Source organism: Rhodococcus sp. (in: high G+C Gram-positive bacteria), assembly GCF_049286785.1.
Classification (GTDB): Bacteria; Actinomycetota; Actinomycetes; order Mycobacteriales; family Mycobacteriaceae; genus Rhodococcus_F.
The window spans coordinates 1-18,263 of sequence record NZ_JBAQEO010000868.1; the positions used below are offsets into that span (position 1 = coordinate 1).

17 protein-coding genes are annotated in these 18,263 nt (G+C 66.4%); 12 read left to right on the plus strand and 5 right to left on the minus strand.

Annotated features, from left to right (window positions below; all coding sequences use genetic code 11):
• Nucleotides 1-40: 40 nt before the first annotated feature.
• Nucleotides 41-310 carry a DUF2631 domain-containing protein gene (locus tag WAW17_RS30920; RefSeq protein WP_422336649.1) on the minus strand — a complete coding sequence of 90 codons (270 nt, stop codon included), beginning with the start codon at nucleotides 308-310 and terminating at the stop codon, nucleotides 41-43.
• A 129-nt stretch (nucleotides 311-439) separates the two neighbouring features.
• On the opposite strand from WAW17_RS30920, the gene dxr reads away from it, so the two are divergent.
• The 5 genes from dxr to WAW17_RS30945 all read left to right on the plus strand — a co-directional run bounded on the left by dxr (nucleotide 440) and on the right by WAW17_RS30945 (nucleotide 6,817).
• On the plus strand, nucleotides 440-1,597 hold the full coding sequence (gene dxr / locus WAW17_RS30925) for a 1-deoxy-D-xylulose-5-phosphate reductoisomerase (protein ID WP_422336650.1): 1,158 nt from the start codon (nucleotides 440-442) through the stop codon (nucleotides 1,595-1,597).
• A 6-nt stretch (nucleotides 1,598-1,603) separates the two neighbouring features.
• Nucleotides 1,604-2,821, plus strand: coding sequence for a M50 family metallopeptidase (locus tag WAW17_RS30930; protein WP_422336651.1), 1,218 nt, complete (start codon nucleotides 1,604-1,606; stop codon nucleotides 2,819-2,821).
• A 41-nt stretch (nucleotides 2,822-2,862) separates the two neighbouring features.
• On the plus strand, nucleotides 2,863-4,020 hold the full coding sequence (gene ispG / locus WAW17_RS30935; RefSeq protein ID WP_422336652.1) for a flavodoxin-dependent (E)-4-hydroxy-3-methylbut-2-enyl-diphosphate synthase: 1,158 nt from the start codon (nucleotides 2,863-2,865) through the stop codon (nucleotides 4,018-4,020).
• A gap of 92 nt (nucleotides 4,021-4,112) precedes the next feature.
• Entirely contained in the window at nucleotides 4,113-4,949 is an 837-nt protein-coding gene (locus tag WAW17_RS30940; RefSeq protein WP_422336653.1) for a GNAT family N-acetyltransferase, read from the plus strand.
• A 53-nt stretch (nucleotides 4,950-5,002) separates the two neighbouring features.
• A complete protein-coding gene (locus tag WAW17_RS30945) occupies nucleotides 5,003-6,817 on the plus strand; it encodes a penicillin-binding transpeptidase domain-containing protein (RefSeq protein WP_422336654.1) in 1,815 nt (604 codons plus the stop codon).
• Between the two features lie 47 nt (nucleotides 6,818-6,864).
• Here the strand turns inward: WAW17_RS30945 and WAW17_RS30950 are convergent, their stop codons facing one another.
• On the minus strand, nucleotides 6,865-7,728 hold the full coding sequence (locus WAW17_RS30950; RefSeq protein ID WP_422336655.1) for a LuxR C-terminal-related transcriptional regulator: 864 nt from the start codon (nucleotides 7,726-7,728) through the stop codon (nucleotides 6,865-6,867).
• Nucleotides 7,729-7,832: 104 nt separating this feature from the next.
• On the opposite strand from WAW17_RS30950, the gene WAW17_RS30955 reads away from it, so the two are divergent.
• From WAW17_RS30955 to WAW17_RS30970, 4 genes are all read left to right on the plus strand, one after another.
• On the plus strand, nucleotides 7,833-9,461 hold the full coding sequence (locus tag WAW17_RS30955; protein ID WP_422336656.1) for an AMP-binding protein: 1,629 nt from the start codon (nucleotides 7,833-7,835) through the stop codon (nucleotides 9,459-9,461).
• A gap of 39 nt (nucleotides 9,462-9,500) precedes the next feature.
• Nucleotides 9,501-10,358 carry a type I methionyl aminopeptidase gene (gene map / locus WAW17_RS30960; protein WP_422336657.1) on the plus strand — a complete coding sequence of 286 codons (858 nt, stop codon included), beginning with the start codon at nucleotides 9,501-9,503 and terminating at the stop codon, nucleotides 10,356-10,358.
• A gap of 11 nt (nucleotides 10,359-10,369) precedes the next feature.
• Complete coding sequence (locus tag WAW17_RS30965) at nucleotides 10,370-11,893, plus strand: cobyric acid synthase (protein ID WP_422336658.1); 1,524 nt, start codon at nucleotides 10,370-10,372, stop codon at nucleotides 11,891-11,893.
• 271 nt (nucleotides 11,894-12,164) lie between these two features.
• Nucleotides 12,165-12,731 carry an alpha/beta fold hydrolase gene (locus WAW17_RS30970; RefSeq protein WP_422336665.1) on the plus strand — a complete coding sequence of 189 codons (567 nt, stop codon included), beginning with the start codon at nucleotides 12,165-12,167 and terminating at the stop codon, nucleotides 12,729-12,731.
• Nucleotides 12,732-12,762: 31 nt separating this feature from the next.
• Here WAW17_RS30970 and WAW17_RS30975 read toward each other — a convergent pair whose 3' ends face one another.
• From WAW17_RS30975 to WAW17_RS30985, 3 genes are read right to left on the minus strand one after another with little or no spacing between them, the layout of a single operon-like run.
• Entirely contained in the window at nucleotides 12,763-13,092 is a 330-nt protein-coding gene (locus tag WAW17_RS30975; protein WP_422336659.1) for a YnfA family protein, read from the minus strand.
• Nucleotides 13,089-14,474 (minus strand): mycothione reductase, encoded by a 1,386-nt coding sequence (gene mtr, locus WAW17_RS30980; protein WP_422336660.1) that lies wholly within the window; start codon nucleotides 14,472-14,474, stop codon nucleotides 13,089-13,091. Before mtr ends, WAW17_RS30975 begins: the two co-directional genes overlap by 4 nt.
• Complete coding sequence (locus WAW17_RS30985; protein WP_422336661.1) at nucleotides 14,471-15,490, minus strand: alpha/beta hydrolase; 1,020 nt, start codon at nucleotides 15,488-15,490, stop codon at nucleotides 14,471-14,473. The genes mtr and WAW17_RS30985 overlap by 4 nt, the downstream gene beginning before the upstream one ends.
• A gap of 125 nt (nucleotides 15,491-15,615) precedes the next feature.
• Between WAW17_RS30985 and mqo the strand changes: the two genes are divergently transcribed.
• From mqo to WAW17_RS31000, 3 genes are all read left to right on the plus strand, one after another.
• Nucleotides 15,616-17,160 carry a malate dehydrogenase (quinone) gene (gene mqo / locus WAW17_RS30990; protein ID WP_422336662.1) on the plus strand — a complete coding sequence of 515 codons (1,545 nt, stop codon included), beginning with the start codon at nucleotides 15,616-15,618 and terminating at the stop codon, nucleotides 17,158-17,160.
• A 41-nt stretch (nucleotides 17,161-17,201) separates the two neighbouring features.
• Nucleotides 17,202-17,702, plus strand: a complete 501-nt coding sequence (locus WAW17_RS30995; RefSeq protein ID WP_422336663.1) for a GNAT family N-acetyltransferase — start codon at nucleotides 17,202-17,204, stop codon at nucleotides 17,700-17,702.
• Between the two features lie 190 nt (nucleotides 17,703-17,892).
• Nucleotides 17,893-18,263: AAA family ATPase (locus tag WAW17_RS31000; protein ID WP_422336664.1), on the plus strand; the 371-nt coding region annotated here is incomplete at its 3' end.

Sequence of the window (18,263 nt, forward strand, 5' to 3'; positions counted from 1 at the left end):
GGCACGAGGGGTTCGATGTAGGTGATGGTGCGGGCGGCGGTTACCGCGGCTTGCGTCGCCTGATGATGTCGCGAACGAGGATGGCGGCCATTGCGACGGCGAGCCCCACGAGCCAGAGGTCCTCGACGCGTCCGGTGTGGTTTCCGATGATCATGAGCAGCAGGAACACGGCGAAGAACCAGCCGAAGAATCGGAAGGTCTTGGGAGCTTCACCACTCCAGCCCCACGCGGCCGACGGAACCTCGGCGGTGTCGACGTGTGCGGCGACGACGGGGTCGCTGGACGAGGGCTCCAACTGGGTACCGGCCACGATCGATCCTCCTGCAGATTCGGTTGCGCTACTCGCCATATGGTGACATACGACCGGCCGTCGTATGTAGTGGGGCCGTCTGCGGCGCCGCATTCCCGGGGAAACAACCGGATCAGGAACAATGGGTGCGTGGATGAAACCAGCCCCACCCGCGTTCTGCTGCTCGGCAGCACAGGTTCGATCGGTACCCAGGCGTTGGAGGTGATTGCCGCCAACCCGGACAAGTTCGCCGTCGTCGGGCTCGCCGCGGGTGGCGGCAACATCGAACTGCTCGCCCGGCAGATTCGGGAAACCGGTGTTTCCGCCGTCGCTGTCGCGGATCCAGGGGCCGCCGCGTCACTGGGTCATCCGGGGGTACTCGGTGGTCCCGCCGCGGTCACCGACCTGGTGCGGACCACCGAGGCGGACGTGGTGCTCAACGCACTCGTCGGTTCGCTGGGACTCGAACCGACGCTCGCTGCACTCGAATCCGGTGCCCGGCTCGCTCTCGCGAACAAGGAGTCGCTCGTCGCCGGCGGGGCCCTCGTCACCGCCGCCGCCGCGCCCGGCCAGATCGTTCCCGTCGACTCCGAGCATTCGGCTCTTGCGCAGTGCCTGCGTGGCGGCACCGAGGGAGAAGTCGCGAGGCTCGTGCTCACGGCGTCGGGCGGCCCGTTCCGCGGTTGGAGTGCCGAAGCCCTCGAGAACGTGACCCCGTCGCAGGCAGGCGCTCATCCGACGTGGTCGATGGGGCCGATGAACACGCTCAATTCAGCGACTCTCGTCAACAAGGGACTCGAACTGATCGAGACGCACCTGCTCTTCGGCGTCGACTACGACAAGATCGACGTCACCGTCCATCCGCAGTCGATAGTGCACTCGATGGTGACGTTCACGGACGGGTCCACCCTGGCGCAGGCCAGCCCGCCCGACATGAAGCTGCCCATCGCTCTCGCTCTCGGCTGGCCCGACCGTGTCGCTGGAGCCGCTGCGGCCTGCGACTTCACCACCGCTGCCACCTGGGAGTTCGAGCCGTTGGACACGAAGGTGTTCCCCGCGGTCGACCTTGCGAGAGACGCGGGAAGGGCAGGTGGATGCCTCACCGCGGTCTACAACGCCGCCAACGAGGTCGCAGCTCAGGCATTCTTGGACGGGATCATCCGATTCCCGGCGATCGTCCGGACCGTCGCCGAGGTGCTGTCCGGTGCCGACGAGTGGTCGTCGCCACCGGCTACCGTGGAAGATGTACTGGCCGCCGACGGCTGGGCACGGGAGCGGGCCCGTCAGCTCGTGAAGCAGGAAGGCTAGAACTGCATGTTGTTCGCAGTGGGCGTTGTTCTCTTCGCTCTCGGGATCGCGCTGTCGATCGCGCTTCACGAGGCCGGTCACATGTGGGTGGCGCAGGCCACCGGCATGAAGGTGCGCCGGTATTTCATCGGTTTCGGCCCGAAGGTGTTCTCCTTCCGTCGCGGTGAGACGGAGTACGGGCTGAAGGCGCTCCCGCTCGGCGGGTTCTGTGACATCGCCGGAATGACGGCCATGGACGAGCTCGCGCCGGACGAAGAAGACCGCGCGATGTACAAGAAGTCCACGTGGCGACGTACCGCGGTGATGTCGGGCGGCATCGCGATGAACTTCGTCCTCGGACTCGTGCTGGTGTACATCCTCGCCCTCGGGTGGGGTCTGCCCAATCTCGACACCCCACCCGCGACCGCGCTCGGCGACATGAGTTGCGCTCCCGCGACGCAGACCGCTGACGGCAAGGTCTCACCCTGCACCGGGGAGGGCCCGGCGCAGCAGGCGGGACTGCAGCGCGGCGACGTCGTGACTGCGGTCGGCGGTGCGCCGGTCGACACGTGGGCCGAGTTCCAGGCGGAGACGCAGAAGCAGACCGGCCCGGTGGACTACACGATCGAGCGTGACGGTTCGGAATTGACGGTGACGGTGGTGCCACAGCAGGTGCAGCGTTACGTGATCGACAACACCACCGGGGAGAAGACGTCCAGGACGGTGAGCGCGGTCGGCGTCGGGCCCGACTACTACCTGCCGACGCAGTACAACGCGCTATCCGGGATCCCTGCTTCCGTGGCCTTCACCGGTGACATGTTCACGATGACCGCCGAGCGTTTGGTGCAGATGCCCAGCAAGGCCGTCGACCTGTGGGAGTCGGTGACCGGTGGTGAGCGTGATCCCGAGACGCCGATCAGCGTGTACGGCGCGAGCGTGGTGGGCGGTCAGATCGCCGAGCGGGGACTCTGGCAGGTATTCGTTCTGCTGCTGGCGAGCCTGAATTTCTTCCTCGGCATGTTCAACCTGCTGCCGCTGCTTCCGCTGGACGGGGGGCACATGGCGGTGACCTTCTACGAACGCATCCGCGACTGGTTCCGGGCGCGGCGGGGACTGGCGCGCGGGGGACCGGTCGACTATATGAAACTGCTCCCCGTCACCTATGTGGTGATCGTCATAGGCGGCGCATACATGCTGCTGACGCTGACCGCGGACATAGTGAACCCGATCCAGCTCTTTCAGTGATCGCTAGACTCGACCTGAAGCTACGAAAGAAGGCACCCCACGTGACCAGCCCTGTCGGATTGGGTATGCCCGAAGGCCCGGCCGCCGTTCTCGCACCCCGTCGCAAGACCCGACAAATCCAGGTCGGAACAGTCGGTGTCGGCAGCGACTTCCCCGTCTCCGTGCAGTCGATGTGCACCACCAAGACACACGACGTCAACGCCACGTTGCAGCAGATCGCCGAGCTCACTGCCTCCGGGTGCGACATCGTCCGCGTCGCCTGTCCGCGGCAGGAAGACGCCGACGCGCTCGCGACGATCGCGAAGAAGAGCCAGATCCCGGTCATCGCCGACATTCACTTCCAGCCGCGCTACATCTTCGCGGCCATCGAGGCGGGCTGCGCGGCCGTGCGGGTGAACCCCGGAAACATCAAGGAGTTCGACGGACGTGTCAAGGAGGTGGCGAAGGCCGCCGGCGACGCGGGCATTCCTATTCGCATCGGCGTCAACGCCGGGTCCCTCGACCCGCGCCTGATGCAGAAGTACGGCAAGGCGACGCCGGAGGCGCTCGTCGAGTCGGCCCTGTGGGAGGCGAGCCTGTTCGAGGAGCACGGCTTCGGCGACATCAAGATCTCCGTCAAGCACAACGACCCGGTGATCATGGTCGAGGCCTACCGTCAGCTCGCCGCGAAGTGCGATTACCCGCTGCACCTGGGTGTGACCGAGGCCGGTCCCGCCTTCCAGGGGACGATCAAATCGGCGGTGGCGTTCGGGGCGCTGCTCGCCGAGGGGATCGGCGACACCATCCGGGTGTCCCTGTCCGCTCCCCCCGCCGAGGAGATCAAGGTGGGCACGCAGATCCTGCAGTCGCTGAATCTGCGGCCACGCAAGCTCGAGATCGTGTCCTGCCCCTCGTGTGGCCGCGCCCAGGTGGACGTCTACACACTCGCCGACGAGGTCACCGCGGGACTCGAGGGTATGGAGATCCCGCTGCGCGTAGCGGTCATGGGCTGCGTCGTGAACGGTCCCGGCGAGGCCCGCGAGGCCGATCTGGGCGTCGCATCCGGTAACGGCAAGGGTCAGATCTTCGTCAAGGGCAAGGTCATCAAGACGGTGCCCGAAGCCCAGATCGTCGAGACCCTGATCGAGGAAGCGATGCGCATCGCAGAGGAGATGGAGGGGGATTCCACCTCCGGGTCTCCCGTCGTGACGGTCAGCTGACGGAGCGGGAGTACCTGGCCCCAAACGTCTCCCCTTCCAGACGACTTCATGGCAATCTGTTGGGCAGAACCACTAATTGACAGGTTGGGTAGATGCTCAAGCTCCTTGGCGCCAAACAGTTGAGCGGTCGGGACACGGCACAGGTGCTCCGTGTTCTGGACGAAGATCCCGTTGCCACCTGCATGGTTGCCGCGCGCATCGAGGAGTGCGGTATCGATCCGCGGATGATTCACGGCGAGTTGTGGAGTCGTGGGGGTCCCCTCGAATCACTGTGTTTTTCCGGTGCCAATCTGGTGCCGTTACGCGGAAGTCTCGACGACATGCGGGCGTTCGCGGACCGGGCTTGCCGCACCCCGCGGATGTGTTCGTCGTTGGTGGGGCGGTCCGAACTCACCCTGCCGTTGTGGGAGATGCTCGAACTCGACTGGGGTCCGGCCCGGGAGGTGCGCAACGATCAGCCGTTGCTGGCCCTGTCGAGTCCTCCGCTCTGCCGACCCGATCCTCAGGTCCGCCAGGTCCGCATGAACGAACTCGAGCAGTACCTCCCGGCTGCGGTCGCGATGTTCATCGAAGAGGTCGGCATCGATCCCCGCGCCAACGACGGGGGACGCGGATATCGCCGACGGGTCGCCAATCTCATCGCGGCCGGTCGGGCGTGGGCGCGATTCGAGGACGGTGACGTGGTCTTCAAGGCGGAAGTCGGCTCCGTGTCGTCCCGTGTCGGGCAGATCCAGGGCGTCTGGGTGCATCCGAAGAACCGGGGTCACGGTTTCGGAGCTGCAGGGACGGCGACGGTCGCGGAGTCCGTGATGGCCGAGGGGCGCATCGCCAGTCTCTACGTCAACAGTTTCAACACGGTGGCCCGGAGTGTGTACGCGCGCATCGGGTTCAGTCAGGTGGCGACGTTCGCCACAATTCTCCTGGACTGACTCGCTGCCCACCTACCGGGTCGGCGGGTCTCGCCGACATAACATGGGCGGCGATGAACCCTCGGCCCTTACCTCGGTTACGCGTCGTGCAGGCGGTCGCCCTGTGTGCGGCCGCCGTGCTGACGGTGGTTCTCACCGCGTGCACGCCCAAACCTGACGGCCCCGAGCCGGCGGCACAGGCATTCCTCACCGCGTTCGCCGAACGAGATGTCGAGCAGGCCGCCGAACTGTCGGATCGGCCCGAGCCTGCGCGCGACGCGCTCGCATCGGCCTGGGAGTCGCTGCAGGCCGAGTCCCTCGACGCAGAGACGACCGGCGTGAAGGTCAGTGGCGACACGGCAACTGTCGGCTACTCGTACGAATGGCATCTCCCGAAAAACCGGGTCTGGACGTATTCCGGTGAGCTCCAGATGGGACGCCGGGACGGAACCTGGGCCGTGCGCTGGAGTTCGACGAACATCCACCCCCGGCTCGGCGACCGGCAAGCGATGTCGCTGCGGGCCACCGCCGCCCCCCGCGCCCGCGTCAACGAACACTCCGGGTCGGACGTACTCGTCCCCGGCGTCGTCTATCGCGTCACGTTCGATGCGGCGGAGTCGGGGAACGTGATCTCGACGTCCCAGGCGCTGGCGTCTGTGCTCGCTGCCTTCGACAACACGCTCACCGCGCAGTCCATCGCCGAATCCGCCACCGCGGTCAAGGGCGACTATCTTGTCACCCGCCTGCGGTCGGACGATTACGAGCAGGTCGCCGGATATCTCGGCAGCCTGCCCGGCGTCAGCGTCTCCGACGAAGCCGACCTCGTGGCCACCGACCGCAACTTCGCCCCCGACCTGGTCGGCCAGGTGAAGAAGACGGTGATCGACGAGGTGGACGGCAAGGCCGGCTGGAGTGTGGTTACCGTCAATCAGAACGGCGTCGACACCGACGTGCTCACCGAGACACCGCCTCAGCCGTCCCCGTCGTTCTCGATCAGTCTGGACCGTCCGATCCAGGTGGCCGCCCAGAACGCGGTCGACGCGCGAACAGACCAAGCCATGATGGTCGTGATCAAACCGTCGACCGGCGAAGTCCTGGCCGTGGCGCAGAACAAGGCTGCGGACAGGGACGGTCCGGTAGCCCTGACAGGTCTCTACCCACCAGGCTCGACCTTCAAGATCATCACGGCGGGTGCGGCGATCTCGTCGGGCATCGCCACTCCGAACACCATGGTGCCGTGCCCCGGTCGCATCGTGATAGGTGAGCGCAGCGTGCCGAACTACAACGAGTTCGCGCTCGGCACGGTTCCGATGGCGACGGCGTTCGCCCGATCGTGCAACACGTCCTTCGCCAAACTGGCCAGCGAGCTGCGGCCGGACGCGCTCACCGTCGCGGCGTCGCAGTTCGGCATCGGACCCGACTACGCGGTGGTGGGACTGCCCACCGATTCGGGGTCGGTACCACCGGCCGAGGAACTGGTTCAGCGGACGGAAGACGGGTTCGGGCAGGGCAAGGTGGTTGTCAGCCCTTTCGGGATGGCGCTGGCGGCAGCGACGATCGCACACGGTTCGACACCGGTTCCACGATTGATCGCGGGCCGCGAGACGACGATCGAGGGCGACCACCCGCAGATCACTCCCGAGATGGTGGACGGATTGCGGGGAATGATGCGACTGGTGGTCACCAGTGGTACCGCCGACCGGATCTCCGACCAGGGCGAGGTGTACGGCAAGACCGGCGAAGCCGAGGTCGGAGGCGGATCGCATGCCTGGTTCGTCGGTTACCGCGGCGACATGGCATTCGCGACCCTCGTGGTGCGCGGCGGGAGTTCCGACAACGCGGTCGCCGTGACGCGTGACATGTTCGTGGCGCTTCCCGACGGGTACTGACCGTTCGCTCCCCGATCGGGGTGACCGTGGTCGCCCCAGCGCCGGTGCTAGGGGAGGAGGCCGAGCCTGCGCGCCGTGACCACCGCTTCGTGCCTCGACCGTGCGTCGAGCTTGCTCATGGCACTGCGCAGATAGCTCTTGACCGTTTCAGGACCCACCGAGAGACGTTGTGCAGCTTCGCCGTTGGTGCACCCCAGTGCCACTTGTGACAGTACGTCGATCTCGCGGGGTGTGAGGTGCACGGCTGCGGTGGCCGACGCCGGACGGAGAACGCCGACGAGACGTTCCGACAGGCTGCGGAGCCGGGCCTGCAACGACGGGTCGGACACCGCCTGCGCCACGCTCCGCAGTTCGGCGTGAATATCGCGAAGTTCCTCCGTGGTGGCCCCGTTGCCGTCGTTCACCTCGCGGATGTCCAGCATGGCGAGCCGACGATCGACCTCGTCACGGATCGTGATCTCGGTCCCGAGCCGGCGTGCGGCCGCGACCACGAGGTCGGTGGTCCGATCGCCGATCGGTGCGCAGTCGCGGATCGCGGCGTAGAGGACTGCACGCGAGGAACCCTGCACCACGACGGGTACCGCCAGGATGGAGCGCAGCCCCTCACCGAGAACCGGCCGGTCGTACTGGTGCGTGATGCTCCGGGCGGATCCGTAGTCCTGAACGGCGACAGGTGTGCGTTGCGCCACCGCCCGGCCGCCCAGTCCCGAGCGTGCCGGGACGGACAGACCCGCGAGATTGTTCGTGCGCGTGCCGACGAATTCGCTGAGGCGGAGGGTGTCGTCGTGTACCTCGCCGCCGAACACCACCGGGGCAATGCCGCGAGCGGCGATCGTACGCAGCTCACCCCTCAGCGCATCCCCGTCCCGGGGACGCAACAGCGATGGCGTGCGAGCAACCAAGTCGGTCACCCCTTTCCGGGGGTAGCGGAAGACGTCTGTGAGCTAAATCATAACGGTACCGAAGTCGGGTGCCGGCCCGACCGTGACCTGCCCGCGAGACCCAAGGAGTACGCATGACCGTCCAGCCCACCGCCCGGGTGCGTGAACTGCTCGATCAGTACGACACGCCGACGGCCGTCGCAGCAGACCTGCTGTGTGACCGGCACCCCGCGGACGATGTGGCGTTCACTGTCGTCGAGGCGGATCTGACGTCGACGGATCTGACGTATGGATACCTGCGGGACCGGTCGACACGGTTCGCCGCGGCACTCGCGGACCTCGGCGTGGAGCCCGGCGACCACGTCGCGACCTTGATGGGCAAGTCGGCGGACCTCGTCGTCGCTCTGCTCGGGATCTGGCGTCGCGGTGCGGTTCATGTGCCGCTGTTCACAGCCTTCGCCCCGCCGGCCATCGCCTTCAGGCTTGCGGCGAGCGGGGCGAAGATTGTGATCTCCGACGCCAACCAGCTCGACAAGCTGGCCCCGGGCGAGGACATGCCGGTCGATGCGCCGTGGCAGGTGGTGGTCGCCGGAGGTGTCGCTCCCGATTCCGGAACGCTGGAGTTCGCGAACCTCGTGGCCGCGTACGAGCCGGGTGACGTCCGTGGTGAGGCGGTGTCCGTGGGTGGCGACGGACAGTTGGTGGAGTTGTTCACCAGCGGGACCACCGGAACCCCGAAGGGGGTGCCGGTACGACTGCGGGCTCTCGCGTCGTTCCATGCCTATCAGGAGTTCGGCCTGGACGTCCGTAAGGACGACGTGTTCTGGAACGCCGCCGATCCGGGGTGGGCGTACGGCCTCTATTACGCGTTGCTCGCTCCGCTGGCTGCGGGAACCCGCAGCATCCTCCTGCACGCCGGGTTCTCCGCTCCGCTGACGTGGAAGGTGATGGAACGTTTCGGCGTCACCAATTTCGCGGCGGCGCCGACGGTGTACCGCAGCCTGCGTGCCGATCCCACTCCGATCCCGGCGGGCGTGCGGTTGCGCTGCGCCTCGTCGGCGGGAGAGCCGCTCACACCCGACGTGATCTCGTGGTCGACGGCCAACCTGAACGTGCTGGTCCGTGACCATTACGGGCAGACCGAGCACGGCATGTTCATCGCCAATGCGTGGGCGGACGGGCTGCGTGAGGGCGTCCGTGAGGGTTCGATGGGCAAGCCGCTCCCGGGCTGGACGTGCGCGGTGCTCGAGGACGATTCCGATACCGTCGCGCCGCTTCGTACCCCGGGACGTGTTGCGATCGACACCCACAACAGCCCCATGATGTGGTTCACCGGCTATATCGACGCACCGGAGAAGACCGCCCAGCGGTACACCGACGATGGTCGCTGGTACCTCACCGGTGACGCGGGTCAGACGGACGAGGACGGTTTCTACTACTTCTCGGCCCGCGACGACGATGTGATCATCATGGCCGGATACCGCATCGGCCCCTTCGACGTCGAGAGCGTGCTCGTGATGCACGACGACGTCGTCGAGGCGGCCGTCGTCGGGATGCCCGACGACCTGCGCGGCGAGGTGCTCGAGGCGTTCGTCGTCCTACGCGACGGTGTGTCCGGGACCGGCGGTCTCGAACTGGAGTTGCAGACGCTGGTGAAGAAGAAGTTCGCCGCGCACGCGTACCCGCGCAGTGTCCATTTCGTGCCGCACCTACCCAAGACTCCCAGCGGCAAGGTGCAGCGGTACGTGCTCCGTCAGCGGTAGGCCGCGAAGCAGTCTCACACTGGGGCTAATCTGGTAGCCATGTCTGTCCGCACTGCACTTCGCCCCGGAACGCTGTCTCCCGTCCTCGACGTCCCCGTGAGCATCGAGCGGCCCGAGTACGCGTGGAAGCCGACGGTGAACGAGGGCCGTGAGCCGTGGGTGCAGACGCCGGAGACGATCGAGGCCATGCGGCTGGCGAGCAGGATTGCGGCCCGGGCCTTGCAAGAAGCAGGCAAGGCTGTGGCGCCCGGTGTCACCACCGACGAACTCGACCGCATCGCGCACGAGTACATGGTCGATCACGGAGCCTATCCGTCGACGCTCGGCTACAAAGACTTCCCGAAGTCGTGCTGCACCTCGTTGAACGAGGTGATCTGCCACGGCATTCCCGACTCCACCGTGATCCAGGACGGTGACATCGTGAACATCGATGTCACCGCCTACATCGACGGTGTGCACGGCGACACCAACGCGACCTTCTTCGCGGGAGATGTGGCCGAGGAGAACCGCCTGCTGGTGGAGCGGACTCATGAGGCCACGATGCGGGCCGTCAAGGCCGTCAAGCCGGGACGCGCGCTGAACGTGGTCGGACGCGTTATCGAGTCGTACGCCAACCGTTTCGGTTACAGCGTGGTGCGGGACTTCACCGGGCACGGCATCGGCACCACCTTCCACAACGGACTCGTCATCCTGCACTACGACGAGCCGTCGGTGGACACGGTGATCGAACCGGGCATGGTGTTCACCATCGAGCCGATGATCAACCTCGGTGATATCGCATGGGAGATGTGGGACGACGGCTGGACCGTGGTCACCCGGGATCGCAAGTGGACGGCTCAGTTCGAGCACACCATCGTCGTCACCGACACCGGTGCCGAGATCCTCACCCTGCCTTGAATCTCGACCGCGTGGGGGGCGCGCTGCTCGTCGCCGGCACCACCTCGGACGCCGGTAAGAGTGTGCTCGTCGCGGGGCTGTGCCGCATGCTGGCCCGGCGCGGTGTTCGGGTCGCGCCGTTCAAGGCGCAGAACATGTCCAACAATTCCGTTGTCACCCTCGACGGCGGGGAGATCGGGCGGGCGCAGGCACTCCAGGCGGCCGCGTGCGGACTCGAACCGAGCGTGCGTTTCAATCCGGTGCTCCTCAAGCCGGGCAGCGATCGGACCTCCCAGCTCGTGGTGCGAGGACGTGCGGTCACCACGGTCGGCGCCCGCGACTACATCGAGCACCGCGAACACCTCCGTTCCGTTGTCGCGCACGAACTCGCCTCCCTCCGAGACGAATTCGACGTCGTGATCTGCGAGGGTGCGGGCTCACCCGCCGAGATCAATTTGCGGGCCACGGATCTGGCGAACATGGGCCTTGCCCGGGCGGCCCGGCTTCCCGTCCTGGTGGTGGGGGACATCGACCGCGGGGGAGTGCTCGCCCATCTGTTCGGCACGGTGGCGGTGCTCGAGCCCGAGGATCAGGCACTGATCGCGGGATTCGTGGTCAACAAGTTCCGGGGCGACGCCTCGTTGCTGGCGCCGGGCCTCGACCAACTCGCCGCGCTGACCGGCCGTCCGACACTGGGCGTGATCCCGTTCTGCGAGGAATTGTGGCTCGACGCGGAGGACTCCCTCGGCGTGGTCGGCGACGCCCCCGTCGGGCGCCCCGCACCACCAGTGGGAAGCGAATGGCTGCGCGTGGCCGCGATCCGGTTGCCCCGCATCTCGAATTCGACCGATGTCGAGGCGCTCGCGTGCGAACCCGGCGTGTCGGTGCACTGGGTGAGCGATCCGTCGCGACTGCAGGATGCGGATCTCATCGTGTTGCCGGGCAGCAAGTCGACAGTCTCCGATCTGGAGTGGCTGCGACGGGTCGGCATCGCCGACGCCGTGGTCGCACACGCGAAGCAGGGCCGGCCGGTGCTCGGTGTGTGCGGGGGCTATCAGATGCTGGGTTCGGTGATCTCCGACGACGTCGAAACGGGGCGCGGTACGGTACCGGGGCTCGGATTGCTGGATCTCGAGGTGGAGTTCTCAACCGAGAAGGTGCTGGCGCAGGTCTCCGGCGACGCCCACGGAGTACCGGTGTCGGGTTACGAGATTCACCACGGGCGTGTGCGGTGGAGTGGCGATCGGCCGCTGCTTCACGCGAGCAGCGGCGCCGCGGAGGGAAGCGTGCGCGGCGCGGTATACGGAACGCACTGGCACGGACTGCTCGACAGCGACCGTTTCCGCCGACTCCTCCTCGCCGAGGTCGCGGAGCATTCGGGGAGGACGGGATTCGTGGCCGCCCCGGACACCGATGTGGCCGCCGTGCGTGCCTCCCAACTCGACGTTCTCGCCGACCTCGTCGAGCAGAGCCTCGATCTCGACGCACTCGAGGTGTTGATCGCTGCCGGGATCCCACCGGGACTGCCCACGATCCGATCCGGGTTGAGCTGTTGAACACAGACAAGCCGCGGTTGCTCGTCGGGTGTGGGACTTTCGAGACAAGCCGTCATCGGGAGTGCTCCCTGGTCGCGGTGGTACTGCGCACCAGGGGTTGCAGAAGCCACCGAAACCCGACCCGCAGGACATCTGTTTGCCTCCGCCCGGCGATGGAAGCACAGCCCGTCGGGGCTCCGGCGGTGACGACATGCCGATTCCCCTCATCTGTGAGCGTCCCGCAGCACGGAGGCGTGAGCACAAGACTCTGCCGATCGCGTACTTTCTACCCATGGAACTGACGCATGTGACGGTGCGAAACGGAAGTTGCACGGTCCGGATCGACGGACCCGCCAGCAAACACACCGTTCTGTTACTGCCGGGGGCCGGCGACGGTTCGGACGTCTACGACGCCGTCTGCGATCGCCTGCACAACTCTGATCTGCGCACGATCGTCCCCGAGGACATTACCGGTCTCGACGACGCGGCGGTGATGACCCTGCTGGACGAGGCGAAGGTGGGATGGGTCAATCTCGTCGGCAGCCGTGAAGGAGCCGACCTGGCGTGGAGGTTGGCAGCCCGTCAGTTCGGCCGGTTCGCCAGTCTGGTCGTCGTGGACCGGGGGCACCCCGCAGTGCCTGATTCGAAGGGTGTGGTGCGCGAATCGGACTGCCCACCGGTGGACCTGCCTACCACGGTCATGGTGGGTGGTCCGGAGCGGCGCGCCGAGGCGGACGCGAGTGGGCGCTTCGTGTATTCGGACTTCCGCGTCGTGCAGTTGGACGGCATTGCCAACGTCCCCGCATCTGCGCCGGCCGAACTGGCCACGGAGATCGTGCTGCGCACCAGTCCGTGGTGATCCGGCGCGCCACGCCGGGAACGGAAAGTACTCAGCGCGGGGCGTACATGATGACCGCCATGCCGAGGAGACAGATCACGGCGCCGCCCACATCCCAGCGATCGGGACGGAAGCCGTCGGCCACCATGCCCCAGAGGAGCGAGCCCGCGACGAACACCCCGCCGTAGGCGGCGAGGATCCGGCCGAAATGGGCATCCGGTTGCATCGTGGCCACGAAGCCGTAGGCGCCCAGCGCCACCGCCCCGGCACCTACCCAGATCCACCCCTTGTGTTCGCGCACACCCTGCCAGACCATCCAGGCGCCGCCGATCTCGAACAGCGCTGCGACCCCGAACAGGGCGACCGATTTCGCGACCGTCACTCGGCGAGCCCGTCGAGTCCGAGCAGCGCGTTCTCGACCACCTCGGGCAGTGCCGGGTGAATCCAGTACTGGCCGGTCGCCATCTGCTGCGCGGTCAGTCCGAAGCTCATCGCCTGGATGAGCGGCTGGATCACGGTCGGGGCGTGGACGCCGATCACGTGAGCGCCCAGCAGGCGCCCGGTACCGCGTTCCGCGATGATCTTGCAGAAGCCTTCGTCGTCCTCCATCGCCCAGCCGTAAGCCACGTCGCCGTAGGCCTGAATCTTGACGGTGATGTCCCAGCCCGCCTCGCGTGCCTCCGCTTCGGTCAGACCCACATGAGCGATCTGCGGGTCGGTGAACACGGCTGCGGGGACGTACCGGTGATCGGTCCGTCGCAGGGATGCGGTGTCGTGCCAGGCGTCGTGCAGCAGGTTGTGCTGGACCACGCGAGCCTCGTGGTTGGCGACATGTTTCAGCTGGTAGGGGGAGGAGACGTCACCGAGCGCGAAAACGCCTTCGGCGCTGGTCCGCTGGAATTCGTCTACCACGACGCGTCCCTCGGGGTCGAGGTCGATGCCGCCGGCAGCCGCTCCGATCAGGTCCCCGTTGGGGCGCCGGCCGGTCGCGACCAGAAGAGCGTCTGCGAACAAGACTGTGCCGTCGGACAGTTCGACAGCGACCCCGTCCCCGTCCTCGCTCACCGAGGCCACCGTCCGACTGCGGTGCACGTCCCACTTGCCTTCGGCGAGATCCGTGAAGTGCCGCGACACGTCCTCGTCGAGATGACGCAACAGATGTGGGCCGCGGGCGATCAACGACACGCGCGTTCCGAGCGCGGAGAAGACGTGCGCGAACTCGGCGGCGATGAAACCGGCCCCGAGGATCACCAGACGCTCGGGCAGTTCGGGCAGGCGCATGATGTCTTCGTTGGTGTAATAGCGGGCACCGCTCTCGAGCACCACGTCCGGGATGATGGGCCGCGACCCCGTGGCGATCACGACCTGGTCGGCGGTGACGAGTTCGCCGGTCCCGATATCGATCGTGCGCGGGCCGACGAACGTGGCGTGCCCACGGAACAGGGTGACGTTGGGAGTTCCCTCGGCGCGATAATGCTCACCGCCCGCGGAGATGGGGTCGATCCGGCCGAAGACCCGCTTGACGATATCGGGCCATCGGACGCCCTCGAGTTCCGCGTCGATACCGTATTTCGCGGCGTGCGTGATCGTCCGCGCCACCTCCGACGCGTAGACGAACATCTTGGTGGGGATGCAACCGACGTTGAGGCAGGTACCGCCGAATGTTCCTTCTTCGAAGATCGCGATCTGCTTGTCGGCGAAACGCTCGTCGGGCAAGGAATTACCCGAACCGGAACCGAGGATCGCGAGATCGAAGTGCTTCACTCGGTGCCTGCCGCAAAGGTTGCCGAGCGGTGTCCGTGGAGCCAGTCGAGCCACAGATCCACCTCGGCGAACGCGGTGGCCCGCGGCCCGTCGGAGGACAGGAACACGTCGTGCCGGGCACCTTCGACGGGGACGATGGTGGTGCGGTCACCGAGACAGCCGGCCCACCGGGCGATCTGCCGGACGTCGAGAACGGCGTCGGCGGTATCGACCTTCGGATCGTATCTCGGTGCGAAATAGGAGGACTTGGATCGGAGAATCAGGGCGGGGACCCCGATGTCGAGGCCGCGGTGCAGTTGCGCGTGCCCGCGGCGCACCGCCCGCAACCAGCCGAACGTGATGGGGAAGCCACTCAGCGGCTTCCAATCCAGGTTGTAGTGCCAGATCCCGTTGCTCTCCGCGTGCAGACTGGCACCGTAGGTGTCGAGGGCGGTCTTCGGGACGACCGTCTTCTGCTTGATCCGCCCGACGGCGCCGACGGCTACGGTTCCCACGTTGCGAAGATACGACGGTCCCTGCAGGTCGAACCACGGGCTGTTGAGGATCACACCGCTGATGCCGAGCGCGGCCGTGCCGCCGGGTTTCTTCTGTAGTCGATGCAGCCACAGCGGCAGCACCAGTCCGCCGGTCGAGTGGGCGACGAGCAGCACCTCGCCGTTGCCTGTCTGTTCGCGGACCACGCGCAGTGCCTCGTCGAGTTCGGCGTCGTACAACCTCAGGTTCGAGACGTAGTGCGGAGTCTGTCCCGGATCGAGCGAGCGACCGCACTTGCGCAGATCCAGCGCGAAGAACGCGTAACCCTGTTCCGCGAAGTGCTCCGCGAGGTGCTTCTGGAAGAAGTAGTCGGTGAATCCGTGGACGTAGAGGACGGTGCGCCCGGTCTTCTTCGTCTCCTCGGCCGGTTGGTAGCGAATGAGCGTCGCGCGCACGTCGCCTTCACCGTCGGGGTCCTTGCCGAGTGGGATGGTCAGCTGTTGATATCCGTCACCGAGAACGTCGGGAACCCAAGTAGTCACAGATCACAATCTAGTGGGCGTTTCGGATGCGCGTGGAGGGGCACAATTGGGGCAGGTAATTCTCTCTAGTACGCGCGGGTAACCTTAGGCGGCGAACACGGCAGGCGGATGCGCGCACACGGCTAATGGACAAGGAAGTCGATTCTCCAGTGTCAGATCAGAACGCGGTAGAGACGAAGACGGATGTAGTGCTGGTCGGCGCGGGCATCATGAGTGCGACGTTGGGGGCGATCCTCCGTCAGGTGCAACCCGACTGGTCGATCACCGCGTTCGAGCGGCTCGACGCCGTCGCAGCCGAGAGCAGCGATCCGTGGAACAACGCCGGCACCGGGCATTCGGCTCTGTGTGAGCTCAACTACACCCCGCAGAACGAGGACGGCAGCGTCGACATCGCGAAGGCCGTCAACGTCAACGAGCAGTTCCAGGTGTCGCGCCAGTTCTGGGCACATGCGGTCGAGCAGGGCGTGCTGACCAAGCCCAAGGAATTCATCAACCCCATCCCGCACGTGAGCTTCGTCCACGGCGAAACCGATGTGAAGTACCTGCGTGCTCGCTACGACGCGCTCGCCGGTCACCCGCTCTTCCGTGGCATGGAGTACATCGACGACAAGGACGAGTTCTCGCGTCGTCTCCCGCTGATGGCGAAGGGGCGGGACTTCAGCGATCCGATCGCGTTGAACTGGACCCAGAACGGCACCGACGTCGACTTCGGCGCCCTCACCAAGCAACTTCTCGGCTATGTCGGGGCCTCGGGCGGAATCGTCCACTTCGGTCACGAGGTGACCGACCTCACCAAGCAGTCCGACGGCAGCTGGGTGGTCAAGGTCACCAACCGGCGTACCGGCAAGAAGAAGGTCGTACGCACCAAGTTCGTGTTCGTCGGCGCAGGCGGCGGTGCGCTGCACCTGCTGCAGAAGTCCGGCATCGCGGAAGCCAAGGGATTCGGCGGGTTCCCGGTCAGCGGCGCGTTCCTTCGTTGCACGAATCCCGCGCTGATCGACGAGCACCGCGCCAAGGTCTACGGCAAGGCCGCCGTCGGAGCTCCGCCGATGTCGGTGCCGCACCTCGACACCCGCGTGATCGGCGGCCGGCCCGGACTGCTGTTCGGTCCCTACGCAGGCTGGTCGCCCAAGTTCCTCAAGGAGGGCCGCGTCACCGATCTGCCGGGCTCGGTGAAGCCCGACAACCTGCTGTCGATGCTCGGCGTGGGCGTCAGCGAGCTCGGTCTGGTCAAGTACCTCATCAGCGAACTCACCAAGTCCGAGGCCGGGCGCATCGAGACGCTCAGCGAGTTCGTTCCCAAGGCGGTCGGCAAGGACTGGGAGCTGATCACCGCCGGGCAGCGCGTCCAGGTGATCCGGCGTGCCAAGGGTAAAGGCGGGGTTCTCGAATTCGGCACGGCTGTGGTCAATGCCGCGGACGGAACCATCGCAGGACTGCTGGGCGCATCGCCCGGCGCGTCGACTGCGGTGCCCGCGATGCTCGACGTCCTGGAGCGTTGCTTCCCCACGCAGTACGAGTCCTGGAAGCCGAAGCTCCGCGAAATGGTGCCGTCGCTGGGCGTGAAGCTCACCGACGACACCGACCTGTTCACACAGGTGTGGGACTGGACGACGAAGGTGCTGCAGCTCGACACCAGCAAGGTGGCCGCGGCGTCGGCCGCGGTCTGACGGCACGCGCGCTCGCCGGTGCTGTGCGATAGGTTTTCCCCATGACGGCAACTGCAGCACTCAGGCGATCCTGGGCTTTCGATCTCGACACCAAGACTCTCTACGAGTTGCTCAAGCTCCGCGTGGAGGTCTTCGTCGTCGAGCAGGCCTGCCCGTACCCGGAACTCGACGGACGCGATCTGCTCGCCGAGACCCGACATTTCTGGTTGGAACAGGATGGGCGGGTGGTGAGTACGCTCCGACTCCTCGAGGAGCACGACGCCGGTATCAAGTCGTTCCGGATCGGGCGGCTCTGCACGTCGCGGGAGGCACGTGGGCAGGGACACACCACCCGCCTCCTGCGGGCCGCGCTCGCGGAGGTTGGGTCGGCGCCCTGCCGCATCAACGCGCAAACCTACCTCGTGGACATGTACGCCAAGCACGGTTTCAAGCCGGACGGCGAGGAGTTCGTCGAGGACGGCATCCCGCACGTCCCGATGCGTCGCGGCGGCGGTGCCCCCTACCAGTTGGCGGAGAGCGCCCCGTCGAGTGCGGAGCGCTGAGCGCCGTCTAGTGTGCACTGTGAATGTCCGTGGGGAAGTCCTGTTCGAACCAGGCGCGGTCCCGCCACTGTGACGGATACCTGATCGGTTGCCGCTCGTCGGCCGCCGCACAGGTCCCAGCCAGATCGCCGCGGCATTCGCACCAGCCAAGGTTCTCGGCGTGGAAACCGGGACGTGAAGGGATGCAAACGTGCGCACCGAGCATGAGTTGGACCAGCCTGCACTATTCCCGTTCAGTGCCGTCGTCGGCCAGGACCAATTGCGCCTGGCGCTGATCCTGTGCGCGGTCCACCCGGGAATCGGCGGGGTTCTGGTGCGCGGCGAGAAGGGCACCGCCAAGTCGACAGTGGTTCGTGCCCTCACGGCCCTTCTTCCCGCCGTACGCCACGAGGACGGGGAGCGACCGGCCCGACTGGTCGAGTTGCCGGTGGGTGCCACCGAGGACCGTGTGGTCGGTTCACTCGACCTCGAGAAGGTACTGCGCGACGGCGAACGCGTTTTCCAACCCGGACTTCTGTCGGCCGCTCATCAGGGTGTTCTGTACGTCGATGAGGTCAATCT